General features: G+C 69.1%; 17 protein-coding genes. 7 read left to right on the top strand and 10 right to left on the bottom strand.

The window, feature by feature from the left end; genetic code table 11:
* Window positions 1-14: 14 nt before the first annotated feature.
* On the bottom strand, window positions 15-689 hold the full coding sequence (locus tag FHY06_RS12000; protein ID WP_260310315.1) for a GNAT family N-acetyltransferase: 675 nt from the start codon (window positions 687-689) through the stop codon (window positions 15-17).
* A gap of 143 nt (window positions 690-832) precedes the next feature.
* Between FHY06_RS12000 and FHY06_RS11995 the strand changes: the two genes are divergently transcribed.
* On the top strand, window positions 833-2,305 hold the full coding sequence (locus FHY06_RS11995) for an amidase (protein ID WP_184605259.1): 1,473 nt from the start codon (window positions 833-835) through the stop codon (window positions 2,303-2,305).
* 9 nt (window positions 2,306-2,314) lie between these two features.
* Here FHY06_RS11995 and FHY06_RS11990 read toward each other — a convergent pair whose 3' ends face one another.
* The 6 genes from FHY06_RS11990 to FHY06_RS11965 all read right to left on the bottom strand — a co-directional run bounded on the left by FHY06_RS11990 (window position 2,315) and on the right by FHY06_RS11965 (window position 10,907).
* A complete protein-coding gene (locus FHY06_RS11990; RefSeq protein ID WP_184605257.1) occupies window positions 2,315-3,715 on the bottom strand; it encodes an esterase/lipase family protein in 1,401 nt (466 codons plus the stop codon).
* Between the two features lie 10 nt (window positions 3,716-3,725).
* On the bottom strand, window positions 3,726-6,089 hold the full coding sequence (locus FHY06_RS11985; protein ID WP_184605254.1) for a hypothetical protein: 2,364 nt from the start codon (window positions 6,087-6,089) through the stop codon (window positions 3,726-3,728).
* Between the two features lie 104 nt (window positions 6,090-6,193).
* Window positions 6,194-6,994: an alpha/beta fold hydrolase gene (locus tag FHY06_RS11980; protein ID WP_132750544.1), complete on the bottom strand. Its 801-nt coding sequence runs from the start codon at window positions 6,992-6,994 to the stop codon at window positions 6,194-6,196.
* A gap of 90 nt (window positions 6,995-7,084) precedes the next feature.
* Complete coding sequence (locus tag FHY06_RS11975) at window positions 7,085-7,924, bottom strand: proteasome-type protease (protein WP_019655024.1); 840 nt, start codon at window positions 7,922-7,924, stop codon at window positions 7,085-7,087.
* Window positions 7,925-7,958: 34 nt separating this feature from the next.
* On the bottom strand, window positions 7,959-10,589 hold the full coding sequence (mutS, locus tag FHY06_RS11970) for a DNA mismatch repair protein MutS (RefSeq protein WP_184605252.1): 2,631 nt from the start codon (window positions 10,587-10,589) through the stop codon (window positions 7,959-7,961).
* An 84-nt stretch (window positions 10,590-10,673) separates the two neighbouring features.
* Window positions 10,674-10,907 (bottom strand): hypothetical protein, encoded by a 234-nt coding sequence (locus FHY06_RS11965; protein WP_019655026.1) that lies wholly within the window; start codon window positions 10,905-10,907, stop codon window positions 10,674-10,676.
* A gap of 205 nt (window positions 10,908-11,112) precedes the next feature.
* Between FHY06_RS11965 and FHY06_RS11960 the strand changes: the two genes are divergently transcribed.
* The 3 genes from FHY06_RS11960 to FHY06_RS11950 are packed head-to-tail and all read left to right on the top strand — an operon-like array spanning window position 11,113 to window position 13,252.
* Window positions 11,113-12,162, top strand: a complete 1,050-nt coding sequence (locus tag FHY06_RS11960; protein WP_132750546.1) for an SAM-dependent methyltransferase — start codon at window positions 11,113-11,115, stop codon at window positions 12,160-12,162.
* Window positions 12,162-12,824: a DUF6134 family protein gene (locus tag FHY06_RS11955; RefSeq protein ID WP_132750547.1), complete on the top strand. Its 663-nt coding sequence runs from the start codon at window positions 12,162-12,164 to the stop codon at window positions 12,822-12,824. Before FHY06_RS11960 ends, FHY06_RS11955 begins: the two co-directional genes overlap by 1 nt.
* Window positions 12,821-13,252: a DUF2177 family protein gene (locus FHY06_RS11950; protein WP_184605249.1), complete on the top strand. Its 432-nt coding sequence runs from the start codon at window positions 12,821-12,823 to the stop codon at window positions 13,250-13,252. Before FHY06_RS11955 ends, FHY06_RS11950 begins: the two co-directional genes overlap by 4 nt.
* On the opposite strand, the gene FHY06_RS11945 is transcribed toward FHY06_RS11950, so the two are convergent.
* The gene (locus FHY06_RS11945) at window positions 13,215-13,871 is read right to left on the bottom strand and encodes a ChrR family anti-sigma-E factor (RefSeq protein WP_126185968.1); all 657 of its coding nucleotides are present in this window, start codon (window positions 13,869-13,871) and stop codon (window positions 13,215-13,217) included. The genes FHY06_RS11950 and FHY06_RS11945 overlap by 38 nt on opposite strands.
* 5 nt (window positions 13,872-13,876) lie before the next feature.
* A complete protein-coding gene (locus tag FHY06_RS11940) occupies window positions 13,877-14,461 on the bottom strand; it encodes a sigma-70 family RNA polymerase sigma factor (RefSeq protein WP_019655031.1) in 585 nt (194 codons plus the stop codon).
* A 175-nt stretch (window positions 14,462-14,636) separates the two neighbouring features.
* On the opposite strand from FHY06_RS11940, the gene FHY06_RS11935 reads away from it, so the two are divergent.
* The 3 genes from FHY06_RS11935 to FHY06_RS11925 are packed head-to-tail and all read left to right on the top strand — an operon-like array spanning window position 14,637 to window position 18,087.
* Window positions 14,637-16,058 carry an NAD(P)/FAD-dependent oxidoreductase gene (locus FHY06_RS11935; RefSeq protein ID WP_184605247.1) on the top strand — a complete coding sequence of 474 codons (1,422 nt, stop codon included), beginning with the start codon at window positions 14,637-14,639 and terminating at the stop codon, window positions 16,056-16,058.
* On the top strand, window positions 16,055-16,861 hold the full coding sequence (locus FHY06_RS11930) for a DUF1365 domain-containing protein (RefSeq protein ID WP_184605245.1): 807 nt from the start codon (window positions 16,055-16,057) through the stop codon (window positions 16,859-16,861). Before FHY06_RS11935 ends, FHY06_RS11930 begins: the two co-directional genes overlap by 4 nt.
* On the top strand, window positions 16,858-18,087 hold the full coding sequence (locus FHY06_RS11925; RefSeq protein ID WP_184605243.1) for an SAM-dependent methyltransferase: 1,230 nt from the start codon (window positions 16,858-16,860) through the stop codon (window positions 18,085-18,087). Before FHY06_RS11930 ends, FHY06_RS11925 begins: the two co-directional genes overlap by 4 nt.
* Before the next feature lie 31 nt (window positions 18,088-18,118).
* Here the strand turns inward: FHY06_RS11925 and FHY06_RS11920 are convergent, their stop codons facing one another.
* The gene (locus FHY06_RS11920; RefSeq protein WP_184605241.1) at window positions 18,119-19,705 is read right to left on the bottom strand and encodes a cryptochrome/photolyase family protein; all 1,587 of its coding nucleotides are present in this window, start codon (window positions 19,703-19,705) and stop codon (window positions 18,119-18,121) included.
* Window positions 19,706-19,786: the final 81 nt, after the last annotated feature.

Genomic DNA, 19,786 nt, shown 5'->3' with positions numbered 1-19,786 from the left:
CGAGTGGAACGTATCTATTTATTTTCCCCGTTTGCCGCCGACTGCTGCCGCGCCGGCCGGCACATGATCAGATAGCCCGAATTCGTGACCGGCTCCAGGTGCTCCGCCTCGCCGCGGAAGCCCAGGCGCTCGTAGAACGCCACGCTGCGCGGCGTGAAGGTTTCCAGGAAGCAGGGCACGCCCGCTGCGTCGGCCTCGGCCAGCGTGGGCGCCAGCAGCCGGGCGCCCAGCCCGCGCCCCTGCGCGGCGGGCGAGATGCCGAGGATCGACAGGTACCACGCATGCGCCGGCACCACGGCCGGCGAACGCGCGGCCATGAAATCGACGATGCGGCGGTAGTTGTCGTGGCCCCTCGGGCCCAGCGTGGCGGCGAGGTATTCGCTCTTCGCGGCCGACTCGGCAGCGTCGATGGCCTCGCTGCGCGGCAGCAGCCAGGCCGCGGCGCCGAGCCGGACGTCCTCGGCGGCAAGGAAGCGGCCGGTGCGCGCGGCTTCGCCCAGCGAGTAGGCGAAGTAGTCGGCGAGCACCGCCTTGCGCCGCGGCATGTCGTGCGCGTGGTCGACGGAGATCGCGAGGTAGAACGGATCGACGATCAGTGCGTCGGCCAGCGCGGGCGCTGACGGGAAGTCGGGCTGCATGCGGAATCGGCGGGGTTCGAGGACGGTGCGGGCGATTCTAGGCAGCCGCATCGCACCCGGCTCTCGTCACGGGCCCGGCCGCCTGCTTGTCCTTCGCTCCCGCTCAGCCAAGCCGACCCCGCAGGCGCCGCGACTGCGCGCTCGGCAAAATCGGACGCACTTTCCTCGACGAACAAAGAAACGGAGCAATGCGAATGACGCTGGCAATGAGCTGGAGCGAATGGGCCGAGCACGACGGAATCGCCCTGGCCGAACGGGTGCGCAAGGGTGACGTGACCGCGGCCGAGCTGGCTGCGCAGGCGGCCGAGGGCATCGCGAAACTCGATCCGAAGCTCGACGCGGTGGTCGAGGTCTTCGACGACGTGGTGGCCGATCCGCTGAAGGACGGCATGAGCCCCGAAGGCGTCTTCGCCGGGCTGCCCTACCTGATGAAGGACCTTGGCCCCACGCTGAAGGGGCGGCTGCAGGAGTTCGGCTCGATGATGATGCAGGGCCACCGCCCGGCGGCCGACAGCTTCCTCACGCAGCAGCTGCGCAAGGCGGGCCTCAACATCATGGGCCGCAGCACCACGCCGGAGTTCGGCGTGTGCAGCTCGGCCGAGAACGCCTTCCACGTCACGCGCAACCCCTGGGACCTCGAATACACCACCTGCGGCTCGTCGGCCGGCACCGCGGCGATCGTGGCCGCGGGCGTGCTGCCCATGTCGCACGCCACCGACGGCGGCGGCTCGATCCGCATTCCGGCGGGCGTGAACGGCAACATCGGGCTGAAGGTGTCGCGCGGCGTGTTCTCGCTGGCGCCGGGGCTGTCGGACCTTTCGGGGCTGGTGTCGATCCAGGGCTGCCACAGCCGCACGGTGCGCGACACGGCCGCCTTCGTCGACCACTGCCGCGGCGGCGCGCCCGGCGAGTTCATGCCCTTCTGGTCGCCGGCCGAGCCGTACAGCGAGCTCATCAAGCGCGACCCGGGCCGCCTGCGCATCGCGCTGTCGCACGAGTGGGGCGATTTCCGCGCCACGCCGCATTTCGTGGCCGAGCTGGAGCGCGCGGGCAGATTCCTCGAAGGGCTGGGCCATCACGTCGAATGGGCGCTGCCGGAGGTGGACTTCCGCACCGCCTTCGACGCCCAGACCACCTGCTACATCAGCAACTTCGCGCAGGTGATCGACGGCCACCTGCACCGGCTGGGCCTGGAGCGACCGCCGGCCGAGCTGCTGGAGCCGATCAACATCAAGATCTGGGAAGCCGGGCTGCACACCTCGTACACCGAGCGCGCCAAGATGCAGGCGGTGTTCAACACCACCTCGCGCGCCTTCGGCGACTTCTTCCAGCGCTGGGACATCATCCTCACGCCCATCACCGCGCTGCCCACGCCCAAGGTGGGCACCAGCGAGTACCTCACGACCAGCACGAACCCCTCGGTCCACGACTGGTTCGCCAACCTCTGGCAGAACTTCGCCTACACGCCGCTGGCCAACCTCTGCGGCATGCCGGGCATCTCGCTGCCGATGGCGGCGCAGGAAAACGGCCTGCCGCTGGGCATCCAGGCGCAGGCGGCCCAGGCCAACGACGGCCTCCTGCTGCAGCTGGCCGCGCAGATCGAGCGGGCGCTGGGCGGCAAGTGGAACGCCGGGCGCCGGCCCGGGGTGCACGTCACGCAGGCGTGACGGGATCGTTCACGGCAACTGCAGCCACTGGTACAGGCGATCCACCGTCTCCCGGTGGGTGAAATAGGCGCAGTGATGCACGCCGTCGTTCTCTCCATTGCGAAGGCCGAATGACAGCGTGTCCGTTGGCGCAATCGACACGTGGCTCATTGATGGGGTGTCCACGACAAGATCGTTGCCACCCTCCGGAAACAGTTTGTCTGCGACCCCGTTGGCGGCGATCCAGGGCAACTGTTTGAGCTGCGCGAGGATGTCCCGCCAAGGATCCTTGCGCTCAGGTTGATAGTCAGAACTAAGCACATAGCACGCCGGATTGCCTGCTGCCGAGGTCCAGCGTGAATCCGCCCAGAGCCGGCTCAATTCGGCGTTGTTGGTCACACGCGACTGGCCGTTGAGTCCCGGGACCAGTGCTATGGCTGCGTCGGCGACGGGTAGCGAAGAAAGCGCGCCCGAGATGCCGCCGAGGATGCCCACCAGCCCGCCCGCGCCAGCGAGGAAACCGCTTGCGAAAGTTGGAAATGCCGCGCTGGCCTTGAAGCCACCGCTGAGCATCCGTGCGTAGTTTGCGAAGTAGTCGAGCAGATGTCTGATGCGGTAGGGTGATGCGAGGCTAGTGCCCTTCAGCGGTGCGCCCGCGGCCACCAGTTTTTCCACTCGGTATCGGGTCGACCGAATCCACCAAGCCGCCACCAGCCCGCCCCTGCTGTGGCAGACCACGTCCACTGATGCGGCGTCGGGCAGCCCGGCCAATCGCAGCGCGTTCTCCAGATCAATGGCATTGAGGACGGGGCTCACGCTCAACGTCGGGTGGTCGAAGCTCGCAACGTGGCTGTAGCGCTGCGCCATTGCATCGGCGAAGAAGGTCTTGGGCAGCGATTCCACGTACACATCGCCCTTGCTGAAGGTGCCATGCACGAATAGCAGGAGTCTGGTGGCAGCAGTTAGCGGACGATGTCCTCCGGCGGGATCGAGCGGCTCCGACAGCTTGCCACCTGTGATCATCCGCAGCCCTTGCTGTGGAGTCAGCTTTTGATCGAGCTTCTGAAGTGCGGCAGTGATCTCGTTGGGGCCCACCTCGGCGACGTCTGTGCTGACGAGTGTCTCCCCGATCGAAAACAGGCCGCGGTAACGTCCGCCGAAGGTCGCGCGCCGCAGGCTGGGTGAGCCGCCGGTGGTGACGCCGGGGCGGTAGTCCCACCGGAGCACGCCACGGCCGTCCTCGATCAGCATCACTTTTCCGCTGGGCACGCCTGCGCCGCGAAGGTCGCGTCGCGGCCCCGGTCCGGCTGGTCGTCGCTTCGCGTCGGGTGAGGCGGTTGCCTCGAAAGTTGCAGCGGCGGCTCGTGCGATCTGTTCGGCCGCCAGCCGTTGGAAGTCGTTTCTAGCCTTGGCCGGATATACGGTATTCATGTCACGCTCCTCATGCGAAGTTGAGCGGCAGCGGCGTGATCTGCGCGGTACGCGCGCTCATCAGGTCGATCATGTAGTCGAAGTCCCGCGGATCGCTGAGGTTGTCTTTCCCGTGTGCGATCGCTTCGTCGAAACCGCCCATCATGGTCAGCAGCGTGGCCTCCAGCGTCACCAACTCACCGGTGTCGATGTAGTGCTGTATCTCGCGCAGCGAGGTGCTCAGGAACATGCCGTAGATCGGCCGGCGTGGAAGGAAGGTCCAGGTCTTGCCCGCGTCCGCGCTGTCGGTCATCTGCAGGAAGCGGTCGCGGCCTTCCATGCTGCGCCAGTACCCGACGAAGGCATGGGTCTTCAGCACCATGATGACCGGCTGGATGTCCACCAGCTCCAGCGCTGCGGCCAGCAGCAGGGCCAGATCGATGCAGGTGCCCCAGCCGCCCTTCAGGACCATGGTCGGCGTCCGCAGCCGCTGGCTGTCGGTGTCCCTGCTGTAGGCCGGTGGGGGATTGATGTAGCCCAGCCGGTATTCGTGGACCAGCGTGGACCACAGCGCACGCACCTGCAGGTCGACGGCTGCCGGAGAGCCTGCCTGGTAGCCCTCGAAGCCCGCGGTGGCATCATCACGCAGCACCCGCACATATTTCTGCGCCTTCAGCACGAGGGCTTCGATCTCCGTGTCGCGCGGAAAGATGAAGGAGGCCAGCGTGTGCGCGCTTTGCGCAGAGAAGCGCCACTGGTCGGCAGGCAGCAGCCGCGTGGGGTACGTTTCGCTCAGCAGGACCTGGCTGCCGTAGCTCAGCTTGACGTAGAGAGTGGTCACCACGCTCTCGCCGCAGGATCGCGCCAGCGGCGAGGTGAGCGGGAACTCGATCTCGTTGCGCAGGTCGACGAAAGGCGCCTTCAGGTCGAACTGTTTGCGAAACACCAGTTCGCGGTCCTCGCCGTTGAGCCTGACTTCCAGGTTCACGTCGCGAAGGATCAGCGGCTCGTTCATGAAGATGCGGAAGCTCTCGAACGGGTACTGCTTCTGATGCAGCTGTGCGTAGTTGAGTCCCGGCGGCACCTTGATGAAGGTCTGGTATTGCTCCGCGGTGAGTTGGCCGCTGTGCTCTTCGTTGGGCGTGGGTTGGAGTTCTTCCGCATCCGGACGCACGTTCTCGAATTCCTCGAGCCTGGATTCGTGGGTCCAAAGGACGATGCCGGCGCCACGCAGGCTCCCGGGCAGTCTCCATAGCCCCTTGAGCGCACGGACGTGGGCCACCGCCAGGCTTCCGCGGCTGAAAACCAAGCCTTTGTAGAACTCCTTGAAATATTCCTCGGCCAGTTCGTCGTCGATGAAGTCCTGGAACCCGATCGAGGCGCCGGCGCCGCCCTCGGCAACAGCCAGCGCCGCGATGCGGTTGCCCGAGTTGTAGAGGTTCCAGCAGACCAGCGCGGGCTTGTGCCGCTTGAACAGGCCCGGCAGTTTCATGTAGGACACGCAGTCGATGCGGGCCGAGGTGCCGTGCATCAGGGCGGAGCCCTTGTGCAGCATCGCGTAACCGTCGACTTCCTTTGTGCCGCCGCCTGCACCATCGGGCACAGGGTCTTCGAGCTGACGGAGGATGACCTCGCTTTCCTTCACTGTCCATTCGTCGCTTTCGGCCATGGCGCGAGCTTGGTGGGTGTCGCAACCCGCGAGGTGGACGATGTGGGGCTTGAACTCGGCGATCCTCTCCTCCAGCGCCGCCTCGGTCGGTGTCCACAGCGACTCCACCTTCGCACCCTTCAGCCGCTCCTCGATCGCCTTCAGTTCCGACTGCAGGGTGTACTTGCGGCTGATGAAGCCCGGTGCCGACAGCACCACGAGCACGCGCCATTTGCTCACGTCCCTGGGCAGTTCTGGCGCGCTCGGCTTGCCGCCCACGTCGAGCCGGCGGATCACAGGCACACGGTAGAGGTCGCTGAGCTCATACGGCTGATGGGCTCGGATCGCCGAATTGATCACGAACTCCCAGGGCATGACGCGGTACTGCCAGTCCTTGCCTTCCGATTCGTACCTGATGCTCACCTCCGTCGCCAGGGTGTCCATATCGGGCATGGCTGCGGACTTGGCGCCCCTGTTCCTCGGAAACAGCTGCTCCCAGACCTCGACCGCGCGGGTTTGCTGAGCAACGTTGAGCACCTGCGTGCCGCGCCACCTGTCGCGGTTGAGCAGCGCATAGTTCCACCATGGGGCCTGGCGCTCGATAGCGCTGTCGTCGACTTCGAAACCGCCTTGCAGGGCCTTCTCCGCATTGGTCCATCCGACTGTGATTGCCGGCTCGTCGACCGGCGCTGCGGATCCCGCTGATGTGAGCGGGCTTTGCTTCTTCTGTTTCCTGGCTGTGACCATGGTTCCCTCCTTGCTCGAGGGCACTGTAGTCACGCGGCCGCGGCCGGGCATCCCTCAAACAAGGGAGGCGGAAACCCGGTCCGAGCGTGCAGCGGGCCGAACTGTCAGAGCAGATTGCGCAGCGCGGCCTCGATGGCCGCTGCGGTGGCCAGCGGCTTTTCCATCGGGAAGAGGTGCGTGCCGTCCAGCATGGCGATGCGGCCGCGGGTGACCTTCTGCGTCATCGCCATGCCCACGCGCTTCATCTCGGCCGACTGGCGCCCGCCGATGAAGGCCGCCTTGCACTTGAGCGGGTGCGCGCGCAGCAGGGCGCCCAGGTTGTGGGGCAGGGTGTTGTAGATGGCGGTCTCGACGTCGCGGTCGAAGCTCAGCGCGCGGGCGTCGTCTGCGTCGAAGGTGCCGTGGTCGATGTAGTCGTGCAGCACCTGCTCGTCCCACTTCGCGAAGGCCTTCTTGCTGCGGAAGTGCTCGAACACGGCCTCGCGGTGCTCCCAGCTGTTCCTGCGCTTGCGGCTGATGGCGCCGGGCGACACGCTCTTCATGAGCGGCGTGCGCTTGACCACGTTGAGCGTGTTCGCGCGCCAGCCGCCGAGGATGGGCGAGTCGATCAGCACCACGCCGCGCGCCAGCTCGGGGTGCAGCGCTGCGCACATCAGGCTCAGGAAGCCGCCGAGCGAATGGCCGATCAGGAACACCGGAGCGCCGGCACGCTCGGCGCGCGGCTTGGCGAAGTCGGCCAGCTGCTGCACCAGGTGCGGCCAGTTGTCGGTGACGGGGTACTTCGGGTCGTGCCCGAATTTCTCGATGGCGTCGACCTCGAAGCCGCGGTTGCGCAGGCTGTCGAGGACGACGCGGTAGGTGCTCGCGGGAAAGCTGTTGCCGTGCGAGAAGACGACGGGGGGCATCACGGCCGTCGCCGGGCCGCCCCAAGGCGGTCGAGCCTCCCCCTCGGGGGGTGGAGGAGCACACGAAGTGGCAAGCCGGGGGGCATCATTTCAGATCAGCTTTTCGTCGGGGGTCGAGATCTTGCGCAGCGGGCTGTGGCGCGTGGCCGGCATCTTCAGCGGATGCTCGGTCTGGCTGTCGTCCCACACCGGGTCCTCGATGCTGTCGAACACCTCGCGCAGCTTCTGGCCCCAGCTGTTGTGCACCATGCGGTAGTAGGGGTTGTCGGCGTCGATGCAGATCACGCGGTCGGTCTCGAGCTTGTTGGCCTCGTACACCACCAGGTCGAGCGGCAGGCCGACCGACAGGTTCGACTTCATGGTCGAGTCCATCGACACCAGCGCGCACTTGGCGGCCTCGTCCAGCGGGGTCTCGGGGGTGAGCACGCGGTCGAGCACGGGCTTGCCGTACTTCGATTCGCCGACCTGGAAGTAGGGCGTCTCGGTGGTGGCCTCGATGAAGTTGCCGGCCGCGTAGACCAGGAAGAGGCGCATGCCCTCGCCCTTGACCTGCCCGCCGAAGATGAAGGACACGTTGAAGTCGAGCCCCGCATGCTTGAGCGCCTCGGCGTCGCGGTCGTAGACGTGGCGCACCGCCGAGCCCAGCACGCGCGCGGCGTCGAACATGCTCTTGGCGTTCCAGATGGTGATGGGGGCGCCCTGGCTGCCGTCCTCGCGGGTTTCGCGCAGCTCCTCGATCTGGAGGATCTCGCGCACCGACTGCGAGATGCTCAGGTTGCCCGACGACAGCAGCACCATGACGCGGTCGCCCGGCTGCTCGTAGACGATCATCTTGCGGAAAGTGCTGATGTGGTCGACGCCCGCGTTGGTGCGCGAGTCGGACAGGAACACCAGGCCGGCGTTGAGTTTGATGCCTACGCAGTAAGTCATGGGTGCAGGTTCATCTCGCATGAACTGTGCCGGGTCATGCGGCGCCGAGTTCACGTTTGTTCAGTTTTTGAAGGGCATACAAGGCATCGAGGGCCTCGCGCGGACTCATCGTGTCGGGGTCGAGCGCGGCCAGCGCGGATTCTACGGCGCTGGCCATGGGCGTTTCGGCCACCGGGGGCGGTGCGAACAGGTCGACCTGTGCACGAGTTTGCGCATGCTGCGATTCAAGTGCCTCCAGCGCCTGCCGGGCATGGTTGACCACCGCCGCGGGCATGCCGGCCAGCCGCGCCACCTGGATGCCGTAGCTCTTGCTGGCCGGGCCGGGCTGCATCTCGTGCAGGAACACGATGTCGCGGCCCGCCTCGGTGGCGCTCACGTGCATGTTCACCGCACAGTGGTGCGTGGCCGGGAACTCGGTCAGCTCGAAGTAGTGCGTGGCGAACAGCGTGAAGGCCTTGCTGCGGTCGTGCAGCTGCGCCGCGATGCCGGCGGCCAGCGCCAGACCGTCGAAGGTGCTGGTGCCACGGCCGATCTCGTCCATCAGTACCAGCGACTGCGCCGTGGCGCTGTGCAGGATCTGCGCCGCCTCCGTCATCTCGAGCATGAAGGTCGACTGCGCGTTGGCCAGGTCGTCCGCCGCGCCGATGCGGGTGTGGATCGCGTCGATCGGCCCGAGCCGGCAGGCGGCCGCCGGCACGTGCGAGCCGATGGAGGCCAGCAGCACGATGATCGCCACCTGCCGCATGTACGTCGACTTGCCGCCCATGTTGGGGCCGGTGATGACCTGCATGCGCTGCTGCGGCCCCAGCTGCGTGTCGTTGGCGATGAAGCCGCCCGACGATTTCTCGGCCAGCCGCGCCTCCACCACCGGATGGCGGCCCTGCTGGATCTCGATGCAGGGGTGCGACACGAAGCTGGGCGCGCGCCAGTGCAGCGTGTGCGAGCGCTCGGCCAGCGCGCACAGCGCATCGAGCGTCGCGAGGCCGCCGGCCAGCTGCGTGAGCGCGGGCACCGAGGGCTGCAGCGCGTCGAGCAGCTGCTCGTAGAGCCACTTCTCGCGGGCCAGGGCGCGGTCCTGTGCGCTCAGGGCCTTGTCCTCGAAGGCCTTCAGCTCGGGCGTGATGAAGCGCTCGGCGTTCTTCAGCGTCTGGCGGCGGCGGTAGTTGTCGGGCACCTTCGACAGGGCGCTCTGCGTCACCTCGATGTAGAAGCCGTGCACGCGGTTGAACTGCACCCGCAGGTTGCCGATGCCGGTGCGCTCGCGCTCGCTGATCTCCAGCTTCAGCAGGAAGTCGTCGCAGTTCTCGCTGATGGCGCGCAGCTCGTCGAGCTCGGCGTCGTGGCCGGTGGCGATCACGCCGCCGTCGCGCACCAGTGCGGACGGGTCGGGCTTGATGGCGCTGGTCAGCAGGGCGGCGCAGCCCGGCGGCGGCGCGAGCCGCTCGGCGATCTGGCCGAGCAGCGCGGACGAGCCCGGCAGCAGCGGCGCGAGCTGTTCCGCCTTCGAAAGCGCCAGCTGCAGCGCCAGCAGTTCGCGCGGGCGCACCTGGCGCAGCGCGATGCGCGCGGCGATGCGCTCCACGTCGCTGGTGTTCTTGAGCTGCTCGCGCAGCGTGCGCCAGGGCGCGGCGGTGGCGCCGAGCATGGTGGCCTGCAGCGCGGCGATGGCCTCGAGCCGGCCCTGCGCCTCGGAGCGGTCGCGCCGCGGCGAGAGCAGCCAGCGCTTGAGCAGGCGGCTGCCCATGCCGGTCATGCAGGTGTCGAGCAGCGAGAACAGCGTGGGCGAGTCTTCGCCGCGCAGCGTCTGCACCAGCTCGAGGTTGCGCCGCGTGGTGGGCGGCAGCTCGATCAGGTCGCCATCGCGCTCCACCGACAGGCGCTGCACGTGCGAGAGCGCGCGGCCCTGGGTGTGTTCGGCATAGCCCAGCAGGGCGGCAGCCGCAGCATGCGCGTTGGAGAGCGATTCGGCGCTCCAGGCGGCCAGGCTGTTGCTGCCCATCTGCTCGGCCAGCTTGCGCTCGCCCAGTCCGCCGTCGAACTGCCATGCCGGGCGCACCGACAGCGTGAAGGGCGTGGCGGCGCGTGCGGCCTTCAGGCGCTGCTCGAAGGCGGGCGTGACTTCGGCGCTGTAGAGCAGCTCGCTGGGGCCGATGCGGGCGATCCAGGCTTCGAGCGCGTCGGCGGGGCACTCGGCCAGCCGCAGCTCGGCGCCGGTCACGCTGAGCCAGGCCAGGCCGCAGGGGTTGCGCGTGCCGGCGTGCACCGCGAGCAGCAGCGAATCGGCCTTGTCGTTCAGCAGCTCGGAGTCGGTCAGCGTGCCGGGCGTGACCACGCGCACCACCTTGCGTTCGACCGGTCCCTTGGCCGCGCCCACTTCGCCCACCTGCTCGCAGATGGCGACCGATTCGCCCAGCTTGATGAGCCGGGCCAGGTAGGTGTCGACCGAGTGGAAGGGCACGCCGCACATCACCACCGGCTGGCCGGCCGACTGGCCGCGCTGGGTGAGCGTGATGTCGAGCAGGCGCGCGGCCTTCTCGGCATCGGCCCAGAACAGTTCGTAGAAATCGCCCATCCGGTAGAACAGCAGGGTGTCCGGATGGTCGGCTTTCAGGCCTAAATATTGGGCCATCATGGGAGTGTGCCCAGAGGCGTCGATCTTGGTCATTTCAGTCAGTGGCTTGCGATCCGTGCCCCGGGCGTGCGGGGCAGGTGGGGGATGTTCCTCGGCATTTTCCGCGCGGCCCGCCGTTCATCCGGCGCGCCGGCCGCCCTCGAGCGGCCATTGCCTGGTCTTGAGCATGAACAGCTCGAAAAGTCCCGGCGCCATCGAGCGGTCGCCGGCCTCCCACTGCTGCCAGCCGCGCAGCGAGGCCTGCACCGTCTGAGCGGCTTCGGTCTGCGTGAGGCCGGCGGCAATGCGCGCGTCGCGGACGGCGGCGGGCGAGGGGCTCGAGGGCTTGTTCGGGGAGGGCATGGGAGACATGGCGCCTGGAGGTTGCGCGCACGGGTGGAAGTGCCGCGGGCATTCTACGTTCAATGCGCGTATCGCCGGCCCGCGCGCGACGACGGGACGGCCGGGCTTCGGATGGCGGAAATCCGTTGAGCAGCGGCCGGGCAGCGCCCGCCGAGTGATCCGTCGCGCCCCGTCTTGCGTACGAGGGGATCAACCACATCCGACGACGACCGCCATGCCACGAGCCTCCAGCACCTCCGCAGCCATCCACTGGGTCGAACAGGGTCTGGTGCCCGATGCCGCCGTCCGCGTGGGTGTGCGCAGGCTGCTGCGGCAGCGCCTGGTCGAGCTCGACAGCGGCAATCCCGAGGCCGTGGCGCGCCACTCGCAGGCATTCTTCGAGGAGCTGTGCAAGGCGCCGCTGGCCCTGTTGCCCGAGAAGGCCAACGAGCAGCACTACGAACTGCCGGCCGCCTTCTTCGCCGCCGTGCTGGGGCCTCACCGCAAGTACAGCTGCTGCTGGTGGCCCGAAGGAGTCGAGACGCTGGAGCAGGCCGAGGCGGCCGCCCTGGCCGAAACCTGCGCCCGTGCGGGGCTGGCGGACGGGCAGCGCATCCTCGAACTCGGCTGCGGCTGGGGTTCGCTGAGCCTGTGGATGGCCGAGCGCTTTCCGGGCTCGCGCATCACGGCGGTATCGAACTCGAATTCGCAGCGCATGTTCATCACCGCCCAGGCCGCGGCGCGCGGCCTGCGCAACCTGGAAGTGATCACCTGCGACTTCAACGATTTCGAGACGACCGAGCGCTTCGACAGGGTGGTGTCGGTGGAGATGTTCGAACACCTGCGCAACTGGCCGCGCGCCTTCTCGAACGTCGCGCGTTGGCTCAATCCGCAGGGCCGCTTCTTCATGCACGTGTTCGTCCACCGCGAGGCGCCATATCCCTTCGAGGTGCGCGATGCGAGCGACTGGATGAGCCGCTACTTCTTCTCGGGCGGCATGATGCCCAGCGACGATCTGGCACTGCGCTGCCAGGACGACCTGCGCCTGCTGAACCAGTGGCGCTGGAACGGCCGCCACTACGCGAAGACCTCCGCCGCCTGGCTGTCGCGCATGGACGCCCGGCGCGAAGAACTCATGCCGCTGCTCGAATCCGTCTACGGCGAGCGCGACGCATCGATCTGGTGGACCCGCTGGCGCCTGTTCTTCATCTCGGTGGAGGAGCTGTTCGCCTACGCCGAGGGCGGCCAGTGGTGGGTCGGCCACTACCTGTTCGAGAAGCGCTGATGCCCGCGCGCGCCCCGGCCTTCGCCCTGGCGCCCGTGCTGGCGCCTCTCCTGGCGATCATGGCCTTCACGGCGGGCACGGCCTCGGCGCAGGGCAGCGGGAGCGAAGGTGCGATCGAGGAGGGCGAGTGGAACTTCACCGCCACGCTCGACGGCAAGCCGATCGGCACGCACCGCTTCGTGGTCGGCGGCAGCCCTGCGGCGCGCAGCGTCGACAGCCGCGCCGACTTCGTCGTGCGCATGCTCGGCGTGTCCCTCTACCGCTACCGCCATCACGCCGAGGAGCGCTGGGCCGGCGACTGCCTGCGCGAGTTGCGAGCCGACACCGACGACGACGGCACCCGCCAGCAGGTCTCGCGCCGCTACGACGATGAATGCCTGATGAGCTTCGCCTACTGGAATCCCAGGCTGGTGAAGCAGCAGCGCCTGATCGATCCGCAGACCGGCAAGTCGGAGTCGGTGCGCTTCGAGCCGCTGCCCGCCGCCAACATCGAGGTTCGCGGCCAGGCGGTGCGCGCGCGCGGCTGGCGCCTGCAGGCCGCGCAGCAGCGCATCCGCATCTGGTATGCCGCCGACAGCGGCCGCTGGATCGGGCTCGACGCCGAGACCAAGGGCGATCGCCAGCTCAGCTACCGTTTGACTTCCCCCACCGGCGCACCATGAAACCTTCCGCCCGCACATTGTCCATCGCCTACCTGTGGGCGCTCGTGAGCTTTCTGCTGCTCGATGCCGTGTGGCTGTCGCTCATGGGGCCGCGCCTGTACAAGCCGGCGCTCGGCGACCTGATGGCGCCCGACGTCGACTGGCTCGCGGCGGTGCTGTTCTATGCCATCTACCTGGCCGGCCTGCTGGTCTTTGCCATCGCACCAGCTCTGGCCGAAGGAGCCGCGGGCGCGGCGCTGCGGCGGGGCGCCTTCTTCGGGCTGGTGGCCTATGCCACCTACGACCTCACCAACCAGGCCACGCTGCGCGGCTGGCCCTGGGCCATCACCGCTGCCGACCTGGTGTGGGGCAGCTTCGTGAGCGGCGCGGCGGCCTGGGTGTCGACCCGCCTCACATCCCGACGAGCGAACCCAGCACGCGCGCGATAGCGCTGTCGAAGCGCAGGCGGCCGTCCAGCGAAGCGAGGCAGATGCACTCGCTGCCGTCCTGGACCACCGGCTGGTGGTGGATCTCGCCGTCGGCCGCATCGAAATCCCCGGGCCCGAACAGGGCGCGGCCGTCGTGGAAGCGGCCGTGCAGCACCTGGGTGAGCTCCAGCCCCTTGTGCGTGTGCTGCGGCAGGTACTTGCCGGCCGCGATGCGCAGCAGGAAGACGTTGGCCTCGGGCGCCTCGGGCACGCTCACGCGGCTCCAGCGCATGCCGGGGCCGATCCAGCGCCAGGGCGTGGCGCTGCAGTGGGCGAGCGCGCGCGGCCAGCGTGCGCCGGGCGGCAGCGGCGGCGGCGCGCTCACGCGGACGGTCTCCGCAGGCGCGCTTTCGAGCGCATCGATAGCGGCCCAGGTGCGCGCCAGCGCGTCGTCGGCCATCGGCACGGGTTCCAGTTCGTCGAGCAGGATGCCGCCCAGGGCATCGAGCGTGCGCGCGCGCTCGCGGCACAGCGGGCACAGTTCCAGGTGGCTGGCCAGTACCAGCCGCGTGCCGGTCGGCAGCTGGCCGGAGGCCCGGGCCAGCAGCAGGCCATCGTCGGGGTGATGTCGGATGTCCATCGTCGTCAGCGTTCCATCAGGCGGCGCAGTTGCGCGACCGCCAGGCGCACGCGCGATTTCACCGTGCCCAGCGGAATGCTCAGCTGGGCTGCGATGCGGGCATGCGGCTCGTCTTCGAAATAGGAAAGGTGCAGCACCTGCTGCTGCTCGGGCGGCAGCAGCCGGAAGGCGCTGCGCAGGCGTTCGTTCAGGCGCGAGGCGTGCAGACCCTCGTCGAGTGCGGCGTCGTCGGCCTGGATCAGGTCGAAATCGAACTCCTCCTCGCCCGACTCCGCGCCCTGGCGGCGCCGAAGCGAGTCCACGCGCAGGTTCCGCGCAATGGTGAATATCCAGGTGGAGACGGCAGCTTGCGCCGGGTCGAACAGCGCGGCCTTGCGCCACACGCTCACCAGGGCTTCCTGGGCCAGTTCCTCGGCCTGCAGCTCCGGGCTGCCGATGTGCATCAGGTAGTGCTTGACGCGCGGCGCGAAATGCGAGAACAGCCGCGCGAACGCTTCCCGGTCCTGCCGCTCGGCCACGGCCGCAAGGGCCTGCGCCCAGAGGTCTTCGGAGCGGCGCGGCTGCTTGAAATCGGTGGCAACAACGGTCAAGTTGGGCGCTCGGCGACCGCGGGGCAGGGGAATACCCGCAGGGTGGGTGGATGGGTCGGGTACGGCGGCCATGCTAACCCTTACGCAATCCGGCCGCGATCGGATCATCGCCGCAACGCGCCATGGTCCAAACGGTAGTTTCCTGCGTACAAGCTCCAAGACTTCGAGACGCACCATGCCGCCCTTCGACCCCCAGCCCGCCCAGCCCGCCGTCCCCGCGACACCCGACTCGCCGAGCCAGGGCCTGCGCATCGCCGTCGTCGGCACCGGCATCGCGGGCCTTTCCTGTGCCTGGCTGCTCTGCCAGGGCTCCCAAGGCCACGAGGTGACCGTGTTCGAGAGCGAGTCTCGCCTCGGCGGCCACAGCAACACGGTCGACGCGCCGGTGCGCGCAGGCTCTGTGCCGGTGGACACCGGCTTCATCGTCTACAACGAGCCCGCCTATCCGAACCTGACAGCGCTGTTCCGGCACCTGGAGGTGCCGACCGCGGCTTCCGACATGTCCTTCGCCGTCAGCCTCGATGCCGGCCGGCTCGAATACGCCGGCACCGACCTGCGCGGCCTGTTCGCGCAGAAGCGCAACCTGGCGAGCCCGAGGTTCTGGTCGATGCTGCGCGAGCTGCTGCGCTTCTACCGCGAGGCGCCGCGCGACGCCCGCAAGGCCGGCGACCAGGCGCTGGACGACTACCTCGACGCCCGCGGCTACGGCCGCGCATTCCGCGACGACCATCTCTATCCGATGGCCGCCGCCATCTGGTCCACGCCGGCGGCGCGGGTGGGGCGCTATCCCGTGGCGGCCTTCGTGCGCTTCTGCGAGAACCACGGCCTGCTCCAGATCAGCGACCGGCCGGTCTGGCGCACCGTGGCCGGCGGCAGCCGCGAATACGTGCGGCGCCTGAGCCAGCCTTTCGCCGACCGCGTCCACCTCGACCAGGCCGTGCTCGAGCTGCATCGCGAGCCCGACGGCGTGCGCATCCGCACCACCAGTGGCTGGTGGCCGCAGCGCTTCGACCACGTCGTGCTGGCGACCCACGCCGACCGGTCGCTGGCCCTGCTGCCCGACGCCTCCACCGCCGAGCGGGCCCTGCTGGGCGCCTTTCCCTACAGCCGCAACCTGGCCGTGCTGCACCGCGACCCGGCACTGATGCCCACGCGCCGCTCCGTCTGGTCGAGCTGGAACTACCTCGGAACGCGCGGCAGCGGCGCCGCGCCGATGGTGACCTACTGGATGAACCGGCTGCAGTCCCACCTGCCGCAGGGGCAGGGGGCCGAGCCGCTGTTCCTGACGCTCAACCCGGTCACCGGCCCGCGGCCCGAGCACCTGATCCGCACCGAGGTCTACGACCATCCGTTGTTCGACGGCGCCGCCATGGCCGCGCAGCGCCATCTCTGGAACCTGCAGGGCCAGCGCCGCACCTGGTTCTGCGGCGCCTACTTCGGCTCCGGCTTCCACGAGGACGGCCTGCAGGCCGGCCTGGCGGTGGCCGAGGCGCTGGGCGGCGTGCGCCGGCCCTGGAGCGTGCCGCAGGAGTCCGGGCGCATCCACCTGCCGCAGGCCGCACAGGCAGTGCAGGCAGCGAGGGCGGTCGCCCCATGAACGGGCAGGGCGGCTCGGCGCTCTATGTCGGGCGCGTCATGCACCAGCGGCTGCGGCCCAGGCGCCACCGGCTGGCCTACCGCATCTACAGCGTGTTGGTCGACATCGATGAGCTGCCGCAGTTGCACGATCGGCTGCGCCTGTTCTCGGTGGACCACTTCAACCTCTTCGGCTTCCACGCCGCCGACTACGGCGACGGCTCGGGCCGCGACCTGCGCGCCCAGGTCGAGGCGCGGCTGCGCGAGGCGGGGCTGCCCACCGGCGGCGCGATCCGGCTGCTGACCATGCCGCGGCTGCTCGGCCACGTCTTCAACCCGCTCAGCGTGTGGTTCTGCCATGCACCGGACGGCGCGCTGCAGGCGATGGTCTACGAGGTCAACAACACCTTCGGGCAGCGGCACAGCTACCTGATTCCGGTGGACCCGGCGGACCCGATGGAAGACGGGGCCGCCGCGGTCATCGACCAGCGCTGCGACAAGCAGATGTACGTCTCGCCGTTCAACGGCATGGACCTGCGCTACCGCTTCCGCATCGCGCCGCCGGGCGAGTCGGTGTCGATCGGCGTGAGCGTGCACGATGCCGACGGCGCCGTGCTCAACGCGCGCCAGGACGGCCAGCGCACTCCGCTGAGCGACCTCGCGCTGCTGCGCGTGTTCCTGACCCATCCGCTGCTGACCCTCAAGGTCGTCGCGGCCATCCACTGGCAGGCGCTGCGCCTGTGGATCAAGCGCGTGCCCCTGCATCCGCGTCCGGCGGCCCCGGAGCGCGACATCACCATCGTTTCCACGAGCAAGACTCCATGAGCCTGACCACGCCCTCCGCCCCAGTCACCGAACCCACGCTCGATGCGGTCCCGTCCTTCTCGCCGCTGCGGCGGCTGCTCGCCCGCACGCGCTTCGGCCGGCTGGCGCTGACGCTGCCCGGCGGGCGCAGCATCGAGGTGGCCGGCCGCGAGCCCGGCCCGCATGCCAGCCTGCGCCTGCTGAGCTGGCGGCCGATCGCGCGGCTGCTCATGCAGGGCGATCTCGGCCTGGCCCTGAGCTTCCGCGACGGCGAATGGGAAAGCCCCGACCTGCTGGCCCTGTTCGAGTTCGGCCTGGCCAACGAGGCCGCCTGGGGCTCGCTGCTCAAGGGCCGCGGCCCCTCGCGCTGGCTGGCCCGGCTGCTGCACCTGGCGCGCAGGAACAGCCGGCGCGGCAGCCGGCACAACATCTCTTTCCACTACGACCTGGGCAACGAGTTCTACCGGCTCTGGCTCGACGACAGCATGCTGTATTCGAGCGCGCTCTTCAGCGAGGAGGCCGACGACACGCTGGAGGCCGCCCAGGCGCGCCGCCTGGAGGCCATCCACCGCATGCTCGACACCCCGCAGGGCGGCGACGTGCTCGAGATCGGCTGCGGCTGGGGAACCCTGGCCGCGAGCCTGGCCCGCCGGCACGATGCGCGCGTGACCGGGCTCACGCTGTCCGCCGAGCAGCTGGCCTTCGCCCGCGAGCGCGGCCAGGAATGGGGCGTGGCCGACAAGCTCGACCTGCGGCTGCAGGACTACCGCGACGTGCAGGGCCGGTTCGACCGCATCGTCTCCATCGAAATGATCGAGGCCGTCGGCGAGGCCTACTGGCCCGCCTACTTCACGACCCTGCGCGACCGCCTCAAGCCCGGCGGCACGGTGGTGCTTCAGGCGATCACCATCGCCGACGAGCATTTCGAGAGCTACCGCCAGGGCGCCGATTTCATCCAGCACTGCATCTTCCCGGGCGGCATGCTGCCGAGCCCTGGCGTGCTGCAGGAGCAGGCGCGGCGCGCGGGGCTGGTGATCGAGTCCTCGCTCTGCTTCGGGCCGGACTACGGACGCACGCTCGCCGAGTGGCGCAAGCGCTTCCTCGCGGCGTGGCCGCAGATCGAGCCGCTGGGCTTCGACGCGGCCTTCAAGCGGCTGTGGACCTACTACCTGTCGTATTGCGAGGCCGGCTTTCGCTCCGGGCGCATCGATGTGGGTCTGTACCGGCTGCGCGCTGCCGATGCCTGAACCGGGCGAAGGCGGCGGGCAGCCCGGCGCCTCAGGGCGTGTAGCCGCCCGCCTGTTCGAGCTCGGCCCTGATCGCAGCCGCCTGCGTCCTGATCGCCTCGGCCTGCTGCTCGGACAGCCGCGACAGATTTCTGACCTGCGCGCCGATGCGCTGGTGGTTCGCGAAGCGCTCGCGGTGCCTGAGCAGGAAGTCCCAGTACAGCGTCGTGAAGGGGCAGGCCTCGGGCCCCTGGCCGAGGTCGGGCCGGTAGCGGCACCGGGCGCAATACTGTCCGCCGCTCATGCGCTCGATGTACTTGCCGCTGGCGATGTAGGGCTTGCTCGTCATCACGCCGCCGTCCGCGTACTGGCTCATGCCCGCGGTGTTGGGCAGCTCCACCCATTCCACCGCGTCGACGTAGATGGCGAGGTACCACTCGTGGACCTCGCGGGGCCGCACGCCGAGCAGCAGCGCGAACAGGCCCGTGACCATCAGCCGCTGGATGTGGTGGGCGTAGCCCAGGCGCAGCGTCTGCCGGATCGCATCAGACAGGCAGGCCATGGGCGTCTCGCCGGTCCAGTAGAAGGCCGGCAGCGGCGCCTGCGCATCGAGCGCGTTCGACTCCGCCAGGCCCGGCATGGAAGTCCAATAGACGCCGCGGACATATTCGCGCCAGCCCAGCACCTGGCGGATGAACCCTTCGGCGCTCGCCAGCGGAACGCGGCCCTCCCGCCAGGCGCGTTCCGCCCGGGCGACAACTTCGCGCGGCTCGATCAGCTTGAGGTTCATCGCCGCCGAGAGATGGGCGTGCCAGAGCCAGGGCTGGCCGGGCCAGATCGCGTCCTGCCAGGGGCCGAAGCTGGGCAGCCGCTCGTCGATGAAGCGCTCCAGCGCCAGAAGCGCCTGCTCGCGCGTCACCGGCCAGGCGAAGCCGTCGAGGTCGCCCGGATGGCGCGCGAACTCCCCGGCCACCAGGGCGAGCACCTCCTGCGTGATCGCATCGGGCTCGAAGCGGGCGGGCTCGGGCACGATGCCCGGTCCGTCGGCGCCGAAGGACTGGCGGTTGTCGGCATCGAAATTCCAGCGCCCTCCCGCGGGCCCGTAGCCTTGCGTTCCTTCCTCGCCTTCCATCAGCACGCGGTGCTGGCGGCGCATCTGCCGGTAGAAGTTTTCCATGCGCAGGGTGCGATGGCCGCGGGCATGGTCGGCGAACTCGCGCACGGTGCAGAAGAAGTGGCGGTCGTCGCGCAGCTCCAGCGCGAGGCCGGCCTCGGCGGCGGCGCGACGCAGCGCGCGCAGCACGCGCCAGTCGCCCGGCGCGGTCATCACCAGCCGCTCGGGCCGCAGCAGCCGGATCGCGCGCGCCAGTTCGCCGGCCAGGCTGCCGGTGTTCGCGGGATCGTCGAGGCGCACGTAGTGCAGCGGCCAGCCGCGCTCGCGCAGCAGCTGCGCGTGGTGGCGCATGGCCGACAGGAAGAGGGCGGTGCGGATGCGGCTGGAGGCGACGTGCGTGGACTCCTCGCGCACCTCGGCCATCCAGATGCCGTCCTGCGCGGGATCGAAGCCGTCGAAGGCCGAGGCCCGGCCGTCCAGCTGGTCGCCCAGCACCAGCACCAGCTGGCGGATCGGCGGCGTCATGAACGGCTCGCCCGCGCCGCGGCGCTGGCACGAGGCACACGAGACGCGCGAGACGCACGGGGCGTGATCGAAGCTGGCATG

The sequence above is a fragment of the Variovorax atrisoli genome (genome assembly GCF_014195185.1).
In the GTDB taxonomy this organism is placed as follows: Bacteria; Pseudomonadota; Gammaproteobacteria; order Burkholderiales; family Burkholderiaceae_C; genus Variovorax; species Variovorax atrisoli.
This window is presented reverse-complemented; position numbering and strand designations above follow the sequence as displayed.

What these genes read in the sequence shown, in the direction of transcription:
- FHY06_RS12000 (WP_260310315.1), bottom strand. Translation starts at nt 689, where the DNA reads ATGCGGCTGCCTAGAATCGCCCGCACCGTCCTCGAACCCCGCCGATTC.
- FHY06_RS11995 (WP_184605259.1), top strand. Translation starts at nt 833, where the DNA reads ATGACGCTGGCAATGAGCTGGAGCGAATGGGCCGAGCACGACGGAATC.
- FHY06_RS11990 (WP_184605257.1), bottom strand. Translation starts at nt 3,715, where the DNA reads ATGAATACCGTATATCCGGCCAAGGCTAGAAACGACTTCCAACGGCTG.
- FHY06_RS11985 (WP_184605254.1), bottom strand. Translation starts at nt 6,089, where the DNA reads ATGGTCACAGCCAGGAAACAGAAGAAGCAAAGCCCGCTCACATCAGCG.
- FHY06_RS11980 (WP_132750544.1), bottom strand. Translation starts at nt 6,994, where the DNA reads ATGCCCCCCGTCGTCTTCTCGCACGGCAACAGCTTTCCCGCGAGCACC.
- FHY06_RS11975 (WP_019655024.1), bottom strand. Translation starts at nt 7,924, where the DNA reads ATGACTTACTGCGTAGGCATCAAACTCAACGCCGGCCTGGTGTTCCTG.
- mutS (WP_184605252.1), bottom strand. Translation starts at nt 10,589, where the DNA reads ATGACCAAGATCGACGCCTCTGGGCACACTCCCATGATGGCCCAATAT.
- FHY06_RS11965 (WP_019655026.1), bottom strand. Translation starts at nt 10,907, where the DNA reads ATGTCTCCCATGCCCTCCCCGAACAAGCCCTCGAGCCCCTCGCCCGCC.
- FHY06_RS11960 (WP_132750546.1), top strand. Translation starts at nt 11,113, where the DNA reads ATGCCACGAGCCTCCAGCACCTCCGCAGCCATCCACTGGGTCGAACAG.
- FHY06_RS11955 (WP_132750547.1), top strand. Translation starts at nt 12,162, where the DNA reads ATGCCCGCGCGCGCCCCGGCCTTCGCCCTGGCGCCCGTGCTGGCGCCT.
- FHY06_RS11950 (WP_184605249.1), top strand. Translation starts at nt 12,821, where the DNA reads ATGAAACCTTCCGCCCGCACATTGTCCATCGCCTACCTGTGGGCGCTC.
- FHY06_RS11945 (WP_126185968.1), bottom strand. Translation starts at nt 13,871, where the DNA reads ATGGACATCCGACATCACCCCGACGATGGCCTGCTGCTGGCCCGGGCC.
- FHY06_RS11935 (WP_184605247.1), top strand. Translation starts at nt 14,637, where the DNA reads ATGCCGCCCTTCGACCCCCAGCCCGCCCAGCCCGCCGTCCCCGCGACA.
- FHY06_RS11930 (WP_184605245.1), top strand. Translation starts at nt 16,055, where the DNA reads ATGAACGGGCAGGGCGGCTCGGCGCTCTATGTCGGGCGCGTCATGCAC.
- FHY06_RS11925 (WP_184605243.1), top strand. Translation starts at nt 16,858, where the DNA reads ATGAGCCTGACCACGCCCTCCGCCCCAGTCACCGAACCCACGCTCGAT.
- FHY06_RS11920 (WP_184605241.1), bottom strand. Translation starts at nt 19,705, where the DNA reads ATGACGCCGCCGATCCGCCAGCTGGTGCTGGTGCTGGGCGACCAGCTG.